The sequence below is a fragment of the Aquabacterium sp. A7-Y genome, assembly GCF_026153205.1.
Lineage (GTDB): Bacteria > Pseudomonadota > Gammaproteobacteria > Burkholderiales > Burkholderiaceae_C > Caldimonas.
On record NZ_JAPFBW010000017.1, the window covers coordinates 126,552 to 142,048 of the forward strand.

General features: G+C 68.1%; 13 protein-coding genes. 3 read left to right on the forward strand and 10 right to left on the reverse strand.

Translation table 11 applies throughout. The features are described 5' to 3' along the window. Window positions 1-3: 3 nt before the first annotated feature. From ahpF to OOT46_RS16770, 5 genes are all read right to left on the reverse strand, one after another. The gene (gene ahpF / locus OOT46_RS16750; RefSeq protein ID WP_265404765.1) at window positions 4-1,563 is read right to left on the reverse strand and encodes an alkyl hydroperoxide reductase subunit F; all 1,560 of its coding nucleotides are present in this window, start codon (window positions 1,561-1,563) and stop codon (window positions 4-6) included. 115 nt (window positions 1,564-1,678) lie between these two features. Then, complete coding sequence (ahpC, locus tag OOT46_RS16755; protein WP_265404766.1) at window positions 1,679-2,242, reverse strand: alkyl hydroperoxide reductase subunit C; 564 nt, start codon at window positions 2,240-2,242, stop codon at window positions 1,679-1,681. A gap of 213 nt (window positions 2,243-2,455) precedes the next feature. Beyond that, window positions 2,456-2,977: a PEP-CTERM sorting domain-containing protein gene (locus OOT46_RS16760; RefSeq protein WP_265404767.1), complete on the reverse strand. Its 522-nt coding sequence runs from the start codon at window positions 2,975-2,977 to the stop codon at window positions 2,456-2,458. A gap of 60 nt (window positions 2,978-3,037) precedes the next feature. After that, a complete protein-coding gene (locus OOT46_RS16765; RefSeq protein WP_265404768.1) occupies window positions 3,038-3,187 on the reverse strand; it encodes a hypothetical protein in 150 nt (49 codons plus the stop codon). Window positions 3,188-3,304: 117 nt separating this feature from the next. Further along, a complete protein-coding gene (locus OOT46_RS16770; protein WP_265404769.1) occupies window positions 3,305-3,451 on the reverse strand; it encodes a hypothetical protein in 147 nt (48 codons plus the stop codon). A 77-nt stretch (window positions 3,452-3,528) separates the two neighbouring features. Here OOT46_RS16770 and OOT46_RS16775 point away from each other — a divergent pair, with 77 nt between their 5' ends. From OOT46_RS16775 to OOT46_RS16785, 3 genes are all read left to right on the forward strand, one after another. After that, window positions 3,529-5,082 (forward strand): glycosyl hydrolase, encoded by a 1,554-nt coding sequence (locus OOT46_RS16775; protein WP_265404770.1) that lies wholly within the window; start codon window positions 3,529-3,531, stop codon window positions 5,080-5,082. Window positions 5,083-5,490: 408 nt separating this feature from the next. Further along, the gene (locus tag OOT46_RS16780; RefSeq protein WP_265404771.1) at window positions 5,491-5,814 is read left to right on the forward strand and encodes a hypothetical protein; all 324 of its coding nucleotides are present in this window, start codon (window positions 5,491-5,493) and stop codon (window positions 5,812-5,814) included. Next, window positions 5,811-6,422: a DNA-3-methyladenine glycosylase I gene (locus tag OOT46_RS16785; RefSeq protein ID WP_265404772.1), complete on the forward strand. Its 612-nt coding sequence runs from the start codon at window positions 5,811-5,813 to the stop codon at window positions 6,420-6,422. The genes OOT46_RS16780 and OOT46_RS16785 overlap by 4 nt, the downstream gene beginning before the upstream one ends. A gap of 59 nt (window positions 6,423-6,481) precedes the next feature. Here the strand turns inward: OOT46_RS16785 and OOT46_RS16790 are convergent, their stop codons facing one another. The 5 genes from OOT46_RS16790 to OOT46_RS16810 form a co-directional block, all read right to left on the reverse strand. After that, window positions 6,482-7,954, reverse strand: coding sequence for a cytochrome P450 (locus tag OOT46_RS16790; protein WP_265404773.1), 1,473 nt, complete (start codon window positions 7,952-7,954; stop codon window positions 6,482-6,484). 69 nt (window positions 7,955-8,023) lie between these two features. Then, window positions 8,024-9,310 carry an NAD(P)/FAD-dependent oxidoreductase gene (locus OOT46_RS16795; RefSeq protein WP_265404774.1) on the reverse strand — a complete coding sequence of 429 codons (1,287 nt, stop codon included), beginning with the start codon at window positions 9,308-9,310 and terminating at the stop codon, window positions 8,024-8,026. Then, on the reverse strand, window positions 9,307-10,023 hold the full coding sequence (locus tag OOT46_RS16800; protein ID WP_265404775.1) for a hypothetical protein: 717 nt from the start codon (window positions 10,021-10,023) through the stop codon (window positions 9,307-9,309). Before OOT46_RS16800 ends, OOT46_RS16795 begins: the two co-directional genes overlap by 4 nt. Continuing rightward, window positions 10,020-11,408 (reverse strand): aminotransferase class I/II-fold pyridoxal phosphate-dependent enzyme, encoded by a 1,389-nt coding sequence (locus OOT46_RS16805; RefSeq protein WP_265404776.1) that lies wholly within the window; start codon window positions 11,406-11,408, stop codon window positions 10,020-10,022. Before OOT46_RS16805 ends, OOT46_RS16800 begins: the two co-directional genes overlap by 4 nt. An 11-nt stretch (window positions 11,409-11,419) precedes the next feature. Continuing rightward, entirely contained in the window at window positions 11,420-15,367 is a 3,948-nt protein-coding gene (locus tag OOT46_RS16810; protein WP_265404777.1) for an SDR family NAD(P)-dependent oxidoreductase, read from the reverse strand. Between the last annotated feature and the right edge of the window lie 130 nt (window positions 15,368-15,497).

Here is a 15,497-nt window from a genome sequence, read left to right on the forward strand (position 1 = left end):
GCTTCAGCCCCGGATGAGGTGGTCGAAGGCGCTGAGGGCGGCCTTGGCACCGTCGCCGGCCGCGATCACGATCTGCTTATACGGCACCGTTGTGGCATCGCCGGCCGCGAAAACGCCCGGTACCGAGGTCTGCCCCTTGGCATCGACCACGATCTCGCCGAAGCGCGACAGCTCGAGGCTGCCCTTGAGCCATTCGGTATTGGGCACGAGGCCGATCTGGACGAAAACGCCGGCCAGCGGTACATGATGCAGCGCCTCGGTCGCGCGGTCCTTGAAGGTGAGCCCGGTGACCTTGCTGCCGTCGCCGTTGATCTCGGTGGTCTGCGCGTTGGTGTGCACCGTGACGTTCGGCAGGCTGTGGAGCTTCTTCACCAGCACCGCGTCGGCCTTCAGCTGGTCGGCGAACTCGATCAGGGTCACGTGCTCGACGAGGCCGGCCAGGTCGATCGCGGCTTCCACACCGGAATTGCCTCCGCCGATCACGGCCACCTTCTTGCCCTTGAAAAGCGGGCCGTCGCAGTGCGGGCAGTAGGCCACGCCCTTGTTGCGGTACTCCTGCTCGCCGGGCACGTTCACGTTGCGCCAGCGGGCGCCCGTCGACAGGATGACCGTGCGGCCGCGCACGACGCCGCCGTTGGCCAGCTGCACCTGGATCGGCTCACCGGCCTGCGACGGCGGGATCAGCTTCTCCCCGCGCTGCAGATTCATGATGTCCACGCCATAGGCGCGGGCGTGCGACTCCAGCGCCTGGGCGAACTTGGGCCCGTCGGTCGCCAGCACCGAGATGTAGTTCTCGATGCCCAGCGTGTCCATCACCTGGCCGCCGAAACGTTCTGCCAGCACGCCGGTGCGGATGCCCTTGCGTGCCGCGTAGACCGCGGCCGCCGCGCCGGCCGGCCCGCCGCCAACGATCAGCACGTCATAGGGGGCCTTGGCCGACAGGGCCTCGGCGTCGCGTGCGCCGCGGTTTGTGTCGAGCTTGGCGACGATCTCCTCAAGGTCCATGCGGCCCTGGCCGAACAGCTCGCCGTTCAGGAAGACCATCGGCACGGCCATGATCTCGCGCCGCTCGACCTCCTCGCGGAACAGCGCGCCGTCGATCGTCACGACATGCACGTTCGGGTTGAGCACCGCCATCAGGTTGAGCGCCTGCACCACGTCCGGGCAGTTGTGGCACGTCAGCGACATGAAAATCTCGAAGCGGAACTCGCCCTGCAGGCCCTGGACCTGGGCGATCAGCTCCTCGCCGATCTTCGGCGGATGCCCGCCCACCTGCAGCAAGGCCAGCACCAGCGAGGTGAACTCGTGGCCCATCGGCGTCGCGGCGAAACGCAGGTCCATGGCGGTGCCGGCGCGCTGGAGGCTGAAGGAGGGACGGCGAACGTCCTGGCGGTCCGCGTCCAGCTTCAGCGTGATGTGCTCCGACAGGGACTCGATGTCGCGCAGCAGCCCCTGCATCTCCTGCGAGGCCGGCGTCTCATCCAACGCCGCCACGATCTCGATCGGCTGGGTCACGCGCTCCAGATAGGACTTCAACTGGGCTTTCAGGCTGTCGTCGAGCATGGAATACACCTCTCAGGAATTCGGAAAAAGAAAAGCCGCCCGCCTCGCCCGAGGGGGCGGCCGAAGCCGTCGTTTCGACGGCTTGGAGGGGAAACGGCAGCAGCTGCCGTCAGAGTCAGATCTTGCCGACCAGGTCCAGCGAGGGCTTCAGGGTGGCGGCGCCTTCCTGCCACTTGGCCGGGCACACTTGGCCGGGGTTGTTCGCCACGTACTGGGCCGCCTTCAGCTTGCGCACGGTTTCCTTCACGTCGCGAGCGATCGCGTTGTCGTGGATCTCCAGGGTCTTGATGACACCGTCGGGGTTCACGACGAAGGTGCCGCGCAGCGCCAGGCCTTCTTCCTCGATGTGCACGCCGAAGGCACGGGTCAGCTGGTGCGTGGGGTCGCCCACCAGCGGGAACTTCGCCTTGCCCACGGCCGGCGAGGTTTCGTGCCACACCTTGTGCGCGAAGTGGGTGTCCGTCGTCACGATATAGACCTCGGCACCCAGCTTCTGGAACTCAGCGTAGTTTTCCGCGGCGTCCTCGACTTCCGTCGGGCAGTTGAAGGTGAACGCGGCCGGCATGAAGATGAACACGGACCACTTGCCCTTCACCGACTCGTTGCTGATGTCGACGAACTTGCCGTTGTGGAAGGCGGTGGTCTTGAAGGGCGCGAGCTGGGTGTTGATCAGAGACATTGGTTCTCCTGGGCTGTGTCAGTTGGAAAGCTGTATGTTACCCAGCTATAAATGACCCGTCTTTAATAGTTTCTAAATGGCGTATTGGCCGCCTCTATGGCGGCCCGGGGGGCGGCCCCCCGTGGCTGCGCCGCTCCAGCGCGCCCTTCATCGGCCGCCCTGTTTGGGTCGGCATCCCTCTGGCCGGACCCGATCTCCCGCCGAGAGACGTGCTCAAACGCTCTGGCGCGCCCGTCGCGAGCGCAGCCCCAGCCCGGCCAGTCCGAGCAGCAGCAGCGCATAGGTCTCGGGCTCCGGCACCGCGGCGACAGCGACCTGGTCGAACAGCGCGATGTGCGTCAGGACCTGCGCACTGTACTGATCGGCGCCGCCGAACCACTCTGCCTCGACCTTGTCCAGCCCCGTGAAGCTCAGTGTGTAGGAGCCAGGCGCGAGTTGCGCGGTAAAGCTGTGCGAGGTGAAGTCCTGTCCCAGTGTGGTGGCGAACTGACCCAGCACGCTGCCTCCCAGGCTCACCTGGTAGCGCAGACCGGCGGCATCGGGCGTGACGCCGTAGTAGCGGCCCGGGACCGCGTCGGCGTCCTGCGCGCCGGCGTCGAGCCAGCTGATCCGGTACTCCCCGGCGCTGCTCACCGTGAAGGTCTGCGACAGCGACGCCCGGTTGAACAGCACCGCCGAACGGACGCCCGAGCCGCCGCTGATGTCGCCGTAGTCTGCCGTGGTGTCCGACAGCACCGCATCGGCGAACCAGTCCCCTCCCGCATACCCAAAGGTCCTGCCGGTGATCTGCCACTGCTAGGGCAAGTGGACGATCGAGGAGGGGTCGGCATGCAGGTAGTCGAATTCCTCGAACCCACCATTGCGCAGCAGGTTCGTGGGGGCAGCGTGGCTGACGAGGGGCAGGGCGACGAGGGCCGCGATGGCGAAGTGTCGAACGGACAACATGGAAAACTCCTGAGTGTGTTTGTTGGAAGGTGCCGTTCCGCAAAGACCGCCTGACGAAACATGATGCGGCGCGGGGTAGGGCTGCCGCAGTCTAGGAGTGGCCCGTTGTTTCATGTGTTAAGGCTTGCAGTGCTCGGGGGTGTCGAGCGCAATGAAGGCCCGCTTCAAATCCACGAAGTGCACGCCTTTGCCTGCATCTTTGGTGTCGAGCTGAAAAAAAGTTGGACGCCACCACGCCAGCTCGAAGACGATGCCCCTGCTCAAGCGCGCGGCGCCGTGAGCCACTGCACGGCGATGGCGCCTGCGCAACCTATAGCTATGGAGATCGAAGACAGATGGAGATGCCCACCCCCGTCCGATTGAGGCAGCGCTTGCCCCTCGCCCTTGCGGCGCTGTTCGCTTCGGCAGCCTTCAGTACGTCGGGGGCGCAGGCAGCTTCTGGCTGTGCGCCCGCCTGGTCCGAAGGTGTGAGTTACACGGCCGGTCAGACAGTGTCGTACCAGGGCAGCAACTACACGGCGCTGGCCAGCCACACCGCGTATGCCGGCACCAATTGGAATCCCGTGGACGCGGCCTCGCTGTGGAATCGGGTCGAATCCTGCTCGACGGCATCGCCGCCGCCCCCGCCGCCACCTCCCCCGCCGCCGCCACCTCCGCCACCTCCCCCGCCGCCGCCACCTCCGCCGCCTCCGCCGCCTCCGCCGCCGCCGCCGCCGCCGCCGCCATCCCCTCCGCCTGCGAGTGGCGCCGCCTGCTTCTACGCGGACCCCAACTACCAGGGTGCCCACTTCTGCATCGACGCAGCGTCTGCCGATACGGGAGCGACGTGGAACGACAGGATCTCGTCGGTGAAGGTCACCCAGGGCTATCGGGTGGACCTCTACGAGCATGCCGGGGCAGGCGGACGGAGCTTGTCGCTGGTGAGCCAGGAACCGAATCTGGCGAGCCGCGGCTTCGACAACCTCGCCTCGTCCTACAAAGTGGGCAAGATCGCGTCGCAGACCGGCTTCAAGACGCTCAACTACCTGAAGAGCATCTCGGGCAAGTCCATCGTGGCCGGCCAGCACAACGACCAGAAAGACGGCACCGGTGTGACGACCTACACCGACCGGGTCAAGGAGATCACCGGCAAGCTGCCGGGCCTGTGGAGCGGCGACTTCAACTTCCACGGCAACAGCAGCATGCGCTGGGATGTGACCTACGAAGCCGAGCGCCAGTGGAAGGCCGGCGCGCTGGTCAACCTCATGTGGCATGTCTGCCCGCCGACGCAGGATGACGGCTGCGGCTGGGACGGCGGCATCAAGAGCCACTTGTCGGATGAGCAGTGGAACGACCTGGTCACCGACGGCGGCTATCTGAACCGCCGGTGGAAGGCCCGCATGGACGATGTCGCGGTCTACCTGCAATATCTCAAGGGCAAGGGCGTCGAGGTGTTGTGGAGGCCGCTGCACGAGATGAACCAGGGCAACTTCTGGTGGGGCGGACGGACCGGACCGCAAGGCACGCGCCGCCTGTACCAGATCACCCGCGACTACATGGTGAACGTCAAGGGACTGAGCAACCTGATCTGGGAGTGGAACGTGCAGGACCTCAGCACGGACTACGCCGAGTACAACCCGGGCAGCGACTACTTCGACGTGGCCTTGCTCGATGTCTATGGCGACGGCTACAGCAATGCCAGCTACTACGAAGCCTTGCGTTCGCAGGCCGGCGGCAAGCCGATGGGCATCGGCGAGAGCTTCCACGTCCCCTCGGCGTCGGTGATCGAGAAGTACCCGGACATGAGCTACTTCATGATCTGGTCCTACGGATTGCAGCAGAACAACAGCGACCAGGCCATCCGCGACACCTACGACAACCCGCGCGTCATCACCCTCGACGAGTTGCCGCGCTAGAGCGTGCCGGTCGGCACGACAGCAGGCCCGCCCTGCGGCGTCATCGCAGCGGCGGGCGTCTGACGCTTGAGGAGCGATCTGATCCGTCCGGCATCCACCGATGTTGCCGGGCGGTAGATCACCTCTCGCACCACGCTCCCTCCCAGGGGGCATGGCGAGTTGCGCCGGTTCTCGACCGGCTCAAACGCACCGGTGTTGACAAGGTAGGACGCTTGTCCTACTGTTTGTCCCCGACCAGGACCGTTGCCCTGGTCTTGCTGCCCCAACCGGGCAGACGTTTTTCATGAGCAACAAGACAACCCGCGCTCAGATCGTTGAAGCTGCAGGAAGGAGCCCGAACACCGCATCCGGAGCTTCATCCATATCCTGATCGCCAACCAGGCTCAGATCCTGCGTTACGGTTGCCCGGTGGGCACGCTGTGCACCGAGCTGACGAAGCTGAGTCATGCCTCGCAAGACCAGGCACAGGCGCTATTCACGCTGTTTCGGACCTGGCTGTGCCGGCAATTCACCTTGCTCGGCCGCACAGCAGACGCCGACGCGCTGGCGATGCATCTTCTCGCGCGCAGCCAGGGTGTTGCCATGTTGACGAACACCTTTCGCGATGACAAATTCATTCAGCAGGAAGTCAAGCAGATGTGCGACTGGCTGAGATCGTGCACCGAATCGGTCCTGAGCGATCCAGGCCGAGCCGGGTTCACCATGTCCCACAAAAAACCAAAACGCACATGAGCACGACAATAGCAGGCCTTGATGGCAAACCACGTTGCCGCTGGTGTGCAGCTGCACCGGATTTTCTCAAATATCACGACGAGGAGTGGGGCTACCCTGTCAGTGACGATCATCGCTTGTTTGAGAAATTGAGCCTCGAAGGTTTTCAATCCGGACTGAGCTGGCGCACCATCCTTGCCAAGCGGGATAATTTCCGGGCGGCGTTCCATCAGTTCGATTTCGACAGGATCGCGGGCTTCGCTCAGCACGACCTGGATCGTTTGCTCAAGGACGAAGGCATCGTCCGCCACCGCGGCAAGATCGAGGCGGTCATCAACAATGCGCGTCGGGCGCAGGAACTGGTCCAACGGGAGGGCTCGCTGGCCGCCTTCATCTGGCGTTATGAACCGGATCCGAAACAACTCGGGGAGCCGCAGACCGCCTCGATATCGGCCGAGTCGGTGGCATTGTCAAAGGATCTGAAAAAACTGGGCTGGAAGTTCGTCGGGCCCACCACGGTGTATGCCTTCATGCAAGCGATGGGGCTGATCAACGATCACGTCGAGGACTGTGTGAGCAGAGTCGAGGTCGAGCGCGCACGCAAGGCCTTCAGGCGACCCGCACGCTGACATCCTGCGTGTTGAGCTCGACGCGGGGGCCGGTCCTTCGGCAGGCTGGAGGAAGCAGATCAACGCGGCACGAGCCGTACCGGCAAAGCGCTGGGCGTCATCGTGAACGTGAACAGCTCCTTCACCGGCGGCGCGCTCTCTTCGAGTGTGAGCGTGAAGTTGCGGGCGATCATCGAGACGGCCATCTTGATCTCGGTCATCGCGAGGTAGCGTCCCGGGCAAAAGCGCGGTCCGGCGCCGAAGGGAAAGAGCCTGCGTCCCGGGTCGCTCGCCGTCCCCTTGCGCTCGTCCGACAGCCAGCGCTCGGGGCGGAACAGGGCGGCCTGCTCGAAGTCCTCCTCCTGCTGGCCGGCATGCCGCAACACCGTCAGGATCAGGGTGCCCCGCGGCACCAGGGTGCCGCCGACCGTGACATCGCAGTTCGCTTCCAGCGTCAGGAAAGGGAACACGGGCTTCATCCGCATCGCCTCGTGGGTCGCCGCCTCCAGATAGGCAAAGCCGTCGAGCACTGCCGGCTCCTGCAGCACCTCGCCGAGATCCAGCGCTGCGTCCGCCTCGGCCGCGATGCGTGCGGCCGCTGAGGGCTCGCGTGCAAGGAAGTTCAGCAACCAGGCGATGGTGTGGGAGGTCGTGTCCTCCCCGGCCAGCACCATCGTGACGGCATTGCCGATCACGTGCTCGTCGGTGAATTCCGAGCCGGCTTCGTCGCGCGCGACAAGCAGGGCTTCGAGCATGTGCGCCGGCCGGATCCGCCGCTCGGGCTCGGCCTGCAGCCGCGCGCGCGTTTGCGCGACAAACTGCTCCACCGCGGCACGGATGCGCGCCGCGCTCGCCTCCGCGGCCCGGTCGGCCGGCAGGCGCACGTAGCGCCAGTAGGGGATCGGCGACGTCAGGCGCCGCGCCACACGCTGGAAGATGTCCTCAATGGCATGCTGCAGCGGGTCGTCGTCGCGCTCCAGCGTGTTGAGATCCTGCCCCATCGCCAGACCGATCGTGACATCCAGCGTGTAGGCCTTGAGGTCACGCAGCAGGTCGACCGGCCGGCCGATCGCCCGCGCAGCCTGCCAGCGCCGCAACAGCCGCTGCGTCATCGTGCGCAGCTCGGGGAAGAAGTTGCGGATGACTTCGGGCGTCAGCGTGCGCATCACGAGCTTGCGCTGCTGGCGCCAGTCCTCGCCTTCCGCGGTGAACAGCCCCGTGATGCCCAACTCGGTGAGGACCCGTGTGGTCCGGGTGGAACGGATGATCGCGTCGGGACGGTCCCGCAACAAGGGGCCGATCTGGGCCGGGTCGCACACCACCAGCACCGGCTTGGGCCCCAGCTTGATCCTGTAGAGCGGGCCGAACTGCTGCGCCCAGGCTTCCATGGTCAGGTGCAGCTGGCCCGCGTCCAGCTGCGGCGCGTTGCCCAGGATGGGCACCCCGCGCGGGCCGGGCAGGTCGGCCAGCGGGCGCACGAGGCCGGGCGGATCCCCGGACCGGGACGGCGCTGCGGGCGGGTGAGGGTTCGAGGCGGGAACGCTAGGGTCCACGGGTATCTCCGAGGGGGCCATCGATGCAAGGCGTTGGATCGGCGGGGCCGGCGGCGGCCGGCCCGCGTGTCATCCCTGGGCGGCGCCCCGGAACGGCGGCGCGTTCGACAACGCAGACCGCGTCTTGCGCCTGACCAGCGGCAGGTGGCGGTTCAGGCGCACCAGGCCGTACAGCAGCTTCAGACGCCAGCGCAGGTAGTACGGCGCATCGAAGGCATGCCCCGCCAGCAGCGTGACGATGGCCCGGCGCACGTTGAGCGGGTTCTTGCCGGACAGGAACAGCTCGCGGAACGAGTGGTCGTAGAAGGCGTTGACGAGCCCGAAAAAGATCCGCGTGACGTCCTCGACCCGCGCCGTGTACTCGCGCCGTGCCCGCTCGGCCGATGCGCCGCCGCGGCTCAGCGCGATGACGTGCCGCGCGGCGTCACGCGCGCTTTCCATACCGAGCGTGACACCGGTGGAGAAGATGGGGTCGAGGAAGGCCCCCGCATCGCCGCACAGGAAGTAGCCGGGGCCGGCCCACGGCGCGCAGCTGTAGGTGAAGTTGGCGACGCACTCGTTTTTGTCGGGAAACACCGCATGCCGGCACCGCTCGCTCATCTGCGGGCTGCGCTCGATGGCCCAGCGCAGCATCTCGGTGGCCCGCACGCCGGTCGCGTTGACCGCCTTGCGATCCAGCACGACACCGACGCTGGTGCGCTGGGCGTCGAGCGGGATCGACCAGAACCAGCCGTCGTCGTGGATCACGCCGATGACGTCTCCGTCGTCGGGGGAGGACTTCCGGGCGACGCCGGTGCCGATCGCGTAGTAGGCCACCTTCTCCATCCCGCCCACCACCTGCCGGGTGCCCAGGTGGCGTCCGACCACATTGGCCTGGCCGCTGCAATCGATCAACCAGCGTCCGCGCACGGTACCGCCGGAGGTCTGGACTTCGACGTCGCCGTCGGCCAGCCGCGTGATGGACTCGACACCCTGGCGGAGTCGCACGTCCGCGCCCGCCTCGGTCGCGACACGGCACAGCATCTGGTCGAACGGCGCGCGCTCGAGGTTGAAGGCCTGCAGCTCGCCGAGCGGCCAGGCCCGCTCGAAGCGCGCGACAAAACCTTCCCGCTCGTGGCCGAACAGGAACTCGCCGCCGATCTTGCGCATGTGCGGCAGTCGGCGCAGTTCGTCCTCCAACCCCAGCTCGCGCAGCACCTGCAGGGCCCGCGGCATGAAGGACTCGCCGATCCTGTGCCGCGGGTGCTCGCCTTTCTCGAGCACCACCACGTCCAGCCCGGCGCGCGCCATCACGAGCGCCGCGATCGAGCCGGCCGGGCCGGCGCCGATGACAATGGCATCGTGAACTCGGCTCATGCGATCCTCCTCGGCACGAAGCTGCGAAACAGCACCTGCGTCGGACGCGGCAGGAACATCTGCACGAAGCAGCTCTCCGCCCAGGCCACGTCGATCTCCTGGTAGAAGGGATGCGGATGGAGCGTGCCGCAGTCGCCGTCCCACTGCTGCTCGCAGCCCACACCCTCCCAGAAGAACACGCCCTGGTACAGCCCGTCGGGATGGCGGCTCACATACTGTCCGGTGGCCTGTTCGAACTTGTAGACCGGGTCGGGGTTGGGATTGAGGAAGGTGAAGATCGGCCCGGTGTCGTCCCAGACCTCGAGCCGATGGCCGCTGTCGTCGAAGCGTCGCGAGAGCCCGGGCAGGTGCATGCCGCGCAGTTTCTGGATCTCGTCCTCGTGGGCGAGGAAGACCGGGCAGTTCGACGCGATGCGGAAGTCGTAGACGCACATGCGCGGCACCGGCATGTCGAGCGAGAGGTCGGGGTTGATGACGATGGACAGCGTCAGCTCGATGGTGTCGCGCAAGCCGCCGATCTGCGTGCCGTCGAACTTCATGTAGCCGACGTTGATCAGCGACTTGCCGGGACGCGGCTCCTTCGGACTGAGCGGGGGCGGCAGCAGCGGCAGCACATGCGCCGTGTCGACCTCGTACATGTAGTTCAGGTGCTCGTCGATCAGGTAGTCTTCGGTCGAGTCGAGCCCTGCCAGGCGGGGTCCAATGTCGATCATGCTGCGCTCCTGCGGGCGAAGCCAAAGTGTTCGGCGGCTTCGCGGATGATGCGGGCGGCCCGGCGAAGCTGCTCGCCGGTATGCTCCGAGGTGACGAACAGGCGTATGCGTGCCTCGTCCTTGGGCACGGCGGGGAACTGCATGATGCTGGTGTCGAGCCCGCGTCGCTGCAGGAAGTCGTTGAGCACGAAGGTCAGCTCGCCGTGGCGATAGAACACCGGCACGATCCAGGTTTCGCTCTGGCCGATGTCCACGTGGGGGCGCAGCAGCTCGCGCAGCAGCGCCGCGTTCTCGTGCAGGCGGGCGCGCCGCTGCACGCCGTCCTGCGACCCCGCCAGCTCCAGTCCCTTGATGAGCCCGCCGGTCACGGCCGGGTCGAGTGCGCAGGAGAACATGCGGCAGCGCGCGTACCAGTTGATGTAGCGCGCCATCTCGCGCTTGGCGATGACAGCGCCGCCGATGCCGCCGAAGCCCTTGCTGAAGGTCAGGGCGATCAGGTCGACCTCGTCGAGCACGCCGTGCACCTCGCAGGCGCCGCGGCCGCGTTCCCCGGCCACCAGGATCGAGTGCGCCTCGTCCACCAGCAGTGCCGCGCCGTGGCGCTTGCACACCGCCACGATCTCGCGCAAGGCCCCATAGTCGCCGTCGGCGCTGAAGACGCCTTCGGTGCACACCAGCATGCGGGTGCGTTCGGGGGCGATGCGGGCCAGCACCGCGTCGAGGTTCTCGGGGTCGTTGTGACGGAAGTACAGGATCCTTCCCTTCGACAGCTGCGCGCCCTCCTGGATCGAGATGTGAGCCGACCGGTCGAGGATCACGTAGTGCCCCTGCTTCACGAACGCCGGGATCACGCCGGTGTTGACGCCGTAACCCGACGAGAACAGCGAGACACCGCGATCGGGCAGGCCGTAGAAGTCGAGCAGCGCCTGCTCCAGCTGCCGGTGCAGCGCCAGGGTGCCGCTGAGGATCGGCGAGCTGGCCGCCCCGAGGCCGAAGCGGTCCAGCGCCGCCTTGGCCGCGTCGATGACTTGCGGGTGCACGCCGTAGCCGAGGTAGTTGTAGCTGCCGAAGTTCAGCAGCTTCAACTGCAGCCCGTCGTGGCGCTCGACGTCGACCTCCGGCGTCTGGCCGCCGAGCCGGGGTGCCTCGAAGGAGTAGGCGCCGTCGGCCAGGATCTCGTCGACCCAGCTCGAGAAGCGCTGTGACTCGGCGTGCTCCATGCTGGTGCTGGTGGAGGCCATGTCATAGGTGAGCCTGGCGTACTGCGGCAGCCGGTCGAGGTCGAAGCCCTGCGGCTGCGCCTGCCCCTGCGTCTGCCTGCGCAGCATCTCGCGCACCAGTGCCCGCTTCTGCTCGAGCGTCAGGTTTGAATGAAGTTGGCTCATGGTTCCTCCCTTCAACCGATCGCCAGCAGCGCGTCGAGCTCGGCCTCGGACATCTCGTCGACCGGCACGGCCGGGGCCGGGCCGGTCTCCTCGGCAGGGGCCGCCTGCTGCGGGAACAGCGACGCGAGCACCTGCTGCGACAGCTTGGCGACGGTGACGCCGTGCATCATCAGGCTCATGGCCGACAGCTCGACCCCGAGTTCGGCGCGCACCCGGCTGATGAGCTCGATCGCCATCAGGGAGTCGACCCCCATGTTGTCGAGGCTCAGCGACACGTCGACGCGCGTGACGTCCTGGTGCATGACACGGGCCAGTTGCTCGCGGATGCGCTCCTGCACGAGGTCGAGCCGCTGCTCGGGCGTCAACGGGCGCAGCTCGGCCACCACCGGCAGCTCCTCGCCGGCTTTGCCGCCGTCGGCCGAGACCAGCCGGGCGAAACGCGGCGAGCGCACGATGGCCCCGGCCGACGCCGCCCAGCGCGGCCAGTTCATGTTGACCACCCCGACCTGCACCGCGTCGGCCTCCAGCAGATGGCCCAGGGCACGGGTGCAGGCCGACGACGTCAGGCTGCCGATGCCGAGGTTGTCGAGGTAGGCGGCGGTGCCTTCGTTGCGCGCCACCACCCCGACGTCGGAGATCGCGCCCCAGTTGACGGTCAGCGCCGGCAGCCCGAGCGCGCGGCGATGCCACGCCAGCGTCTCGAGGAAGCAGTTGGCCGCGACGTAGGAGCCCTGGCCGGCGTTGCCGATGAAGGAGGCGACCGACGAGAACATCACGAAGGCCTCGAGCGGTAGCGAGCGGGTCGCCTCGTGCAGGTGCCAGGCGCCGAGCGCCTTGGGCCGCATGACGGCGGCCAGCCGCTGCCCGTCCAGCGTCTCCAGCATGCCGTCGTCAAGCACCATCGCGCCGTGCACGATGCCCTGCAGCGGTGCCATCGATTCGCCGATCCTGCGGATCAGCCGGACCACCGCCTCGCGGTCCGCCACGTCCACCGCTTCGACCCGCACGGTGGCGCCCGCGGCTTGAAGCTGCTCGATGGCTGCCTGCGCCTCCGGGCGGCTGGCCCCGCTGCGTCCGACCAGCACCAGCTCCCGCGCCCCCTGCGCCACCAGCCAGGTGGCGACTTGCAGACCGAAACCGCCGAGCCCGCCCGTGACGAGCCAGCTGCGGTCGGCGCGCACCGCGACACCCCGGCTCTGCCCGGTCGGGACCGTGCCGGTGTTCAGGTCGATGACCAGCTTGCCGACATGCTGGGCGCGCGCCATGGTGCGGAAGGCGTCGCTGATCTCGCGCGCCGGGAAGGCCTGCGCCGGCACCGGGCGCAGCCGGCCTTCCGCGAGCAGCGCGATGACCTCCGCGTTCAAGCGGCGGAACAGCGCCGGCCGCTCCGCGCCCATGCGGTCGGTGTCGACGGCCACATACATCAGGTTGCGGTCAAAGTCGGCCAGCCCGAGCAGGCTGCCGGCCGCGATGTCCTTCTTGCCGATCTCGATGAAGCGGCCGTGCGAGGCGAGGATCGCGAGGCTCTTGCGCGCGGCCTCGCCGGCCAGCGAGTTGAGCACCACGTCGACGCCGCGCCCCTCGGTGAGCTGCAGCACCGCGTCGGCGAAGTCGAGGCTGCGCGAATCGAACACATGCTCCACGCCTCGCTCGCGCAGGAACTGCCGCTTCGCCTCCGAGCCCGCGGTGGCGATCACCTTCGCGCCGAGCCAGCGGGCGACCTCGATGGCGGCCAGGCCGACGCCGCCCGAGGCGGAATGGATCAGCAAGGTCTCGCCGGGCTGGACCTGCGCCAGGTACTTCAGCGCATAGTAGGGCGTGACATAGGCGATCAGCGACGGCGCTTCCGCGAAGTCGAGTGTCGCGGGCTTGTGGAACACGTACCCGGTGCCCACCGTGTGATAGCTGCGGAAGCAGCCGTTGGTGTCGATCGCGATGACGGGGTCGCCCGGCGCATAGTCCGTCACACCCTCGCCGACCGCGACGACGGTGCCGGAGCACTCCATGCCGAGGTGCTCGCCGATGAAGGTGGTCTCCATGTAGGCGGCCGACAGCATGTTCAGCGCCTTCATCAGATCCTTGAAGTTCAGCGAGGTGTGCTGCAGTCGGATCTCGATCTCGCCGGGTCCCGGCGGACGGCGCCGGTCGGGCACCCAGTGCAGGCTGTCGAGCACCCCGGGCGTCCCGAGCTCCAGCCGCACCGGCTCGTCCATCGAGCGCTCGGTGGTGCCAGCGGCCTCCGGCCGCCAGCGGTCGAGCCGCGGGACGTGGCGCGCGCCGGCACGCAGCGCGATCTCGTCCTCCGCGCCACCGCCCTGCAGTTCGGCGAGCAGGCGGCCGACCTCGGTGTCTCGGCTGTCGAGGTCGACGAGTTTGACGCGCAGCGCCGGCTGCTCGGTCATCACCACCCGCCCCAGCCCCCAGACCGCGCCGGCCGCGGGTTCCACCGCAGCGTCGCCGACCGGCACCGCGCCGCGTGTCGCGACGATCAGCCGCACCGGCGATGCGGCCTGGATGAGCTGCTGTGCCAGGTCGAGCAAGGCCGCGCAGGCTGCTTCGCCGCTCGGATCCTGCTCGGGGTTCAGGTCCACTGCGCGCAGGTCGAGCACGCCGTCCGGTGCCTCGCCTCGGGCAAGGCGCTCCGCCAGCGCCTCGCCGCGGACCAGCTCGGTGCCGAGGCCGGCCGCCCGGGCCGCGTCGACGAGGCGGCCGGCCAGTGCCGGCCGGTCGGCGACGACCAGCCAGTGCTGGCCCTGCACAGGCGTCGGCTCGATGGCCGGCGCCTGCTCCCAGCGCCAGGTGTACAACTGGCTCGACATCTCGTCGCTGGCCGGCTCGCTGCCGATGCGCTGGCAACGCACGCCTTCCACCTCGGCCAGCACCTGGCCCTGTGCATCGACGATGCAGATCTCGCCCTGGATCGACATCGCGTTGCGCCGCGACACCCGCACGTGCGCCAGCACCGCGGCACCGGCGCGCCCGTGAAGCCGCAGCGCTGCGATCGTCACCGGCACATAGGTGCCGAGGCGTCCCTGCTCGAGCGAGAGGCCGAGCATCGACTGGAAGGCCGCGTCCAGCAGCGCCGGGTGCAGCAGGTAACGTTCGGCTTCGGGGTCCTGGCAATCCAGGGTGACCAGCGCTTCGTCCTCGCCGACCGCCAGGGCCTGCATGCATCGGAAGGTCGGCCCGTACTGCAGCCCCTGAGAGGCGAGCTGGCGGTACAGCAGCTCGACGTCGACCTGTCGGGGGCAACGCGCCCGCAGCGCTGCCAGGTCGAGCGCCGGGCGCGGCGCCGTGCGCCCCTCGGGCAAGCGCGCGGTCGCGTGCACATGCCACGGCCCGGGCTCCCCCGGCGGCAGCGAATGCAGGCTCAGGTGGCCGTCGCGCGGATCGAAGTCGATCTGCAGCAGGGTCTGGGAGATCGGTTCCAGCGCGCGCTGGAACGACAGGTTCTCGACCGCATTGCCGCGCTCCAGGCTCTCGGCGGCCGCCAGCGCCGCGACGGCGTAGCCGGCGCCCGGGAAGATGAGCGCGCCGGCGACCCGATGGTCCGGCAGCCATGGCAGGAATCGTTCGTTGAGCGTGGTCCGCCAAGCCGGCAAGGCGGTGGGCAGGCGCTGGTGCAGCAAGGGGTGCAGTTCCTCGACCAGCCGGTCGGCCCGGGAGGCGACGGTCTCCCGCCACAGTGGCTCGCGCTGGAAGGGATAACGCGGCGCGCGCAGCCGCGGGTCGCCCTGCGGATACAGCCGCGACCAGTCGAGCGCGGCGCCGGCGCAGTAGGCGTCGGCCACCGCCGTGAGCAGCGTCGTCAGTTCGTCGCTGCCGCGCCGCTGGGTCGGCCAGCTGGAGGCGCCGGGCACCGTGCGCAGGATGGAGGCGCCGAGCACGGCGTGCGGACCGATTTCCATGAAGGCGTCGAAGCCATCGCCGCGCAGCTGCTCCAGCGCGTCCCTCAACAACACCGGCTCACGCGCGTTGCGCCACCAGTACCCGACGTCCTGCTCGCCCGGCCGCGCCTTCGCCCCGGTGCGGTCGAATCAGCGGGATGCTCGGGGCGCGGCCGCCAGGCCCTGCAAGGCCGCGTGGAAG

What these genes read in the sequence shown, in the direction of transcription:
- ahpF (WP_265404765.1), bottom strand. Translation starts at nt 1,563, where the DNA reads ATGCTCGACGACAGCCTGAAAGCCCAGTTGAAGTCCTATCTGGAGCGC.
- ahpC (WP_265404766.1), bottom strand. Translation starts at nt 2,242, where the DNA reads ATGTCTCTGATCAACACCCAGCTCGCGCCCTTCAAGACCACCGCCTTC.
- OOT46_RS16765 (WP_265404768.1), bottom strand. Translation starts at nt 3,187, where the DNA reads ATGTTGTCCGTTCGACACTTCGCCATCGCGGCCCTCGTCGCCCTGCCC.
- OOT46_RS16775 (WP_265404770.1), top strand. Translation starts at nt 3,529, where the DNA reads ATGCCCACCCCCGTCCGATTGAGGCAGCGCTTGCCCCTCGCCCTTGCG.
- OOT46_RS16785 (WP_265404772.1), top strand. Translation starts at nt 5,811, where the DNA reads ATGAGCACGACAATAGCAGGCCTTGATGGCAAACCACGTTGCCGCTGG.
- OOT46_RS16795 (WP_265404774.1), bottom strand. Translation starts at nt 9,310, where the DNA reads ATGAGCCGAGTTCACGATGCCATTGTCATCGGCGCCGGCCCGGCCGGC.
- OOT46_RS16800 (WP_265404775.1), bottom strand. Translation starts at nt 10,023, where the DNA reads ATGATCGACATTGGACCCCGCCTGGCAGGGCTCGACTCGACCGAAGAC.
- OOT46_RS16805 (WP_265404776.1), bottom strand. Translation starts at nt 11,408, where the DNA reads ATGAGCCAACTTCATTCAAACCTGACGCTCGAGCAGAAGCGGGCACTG.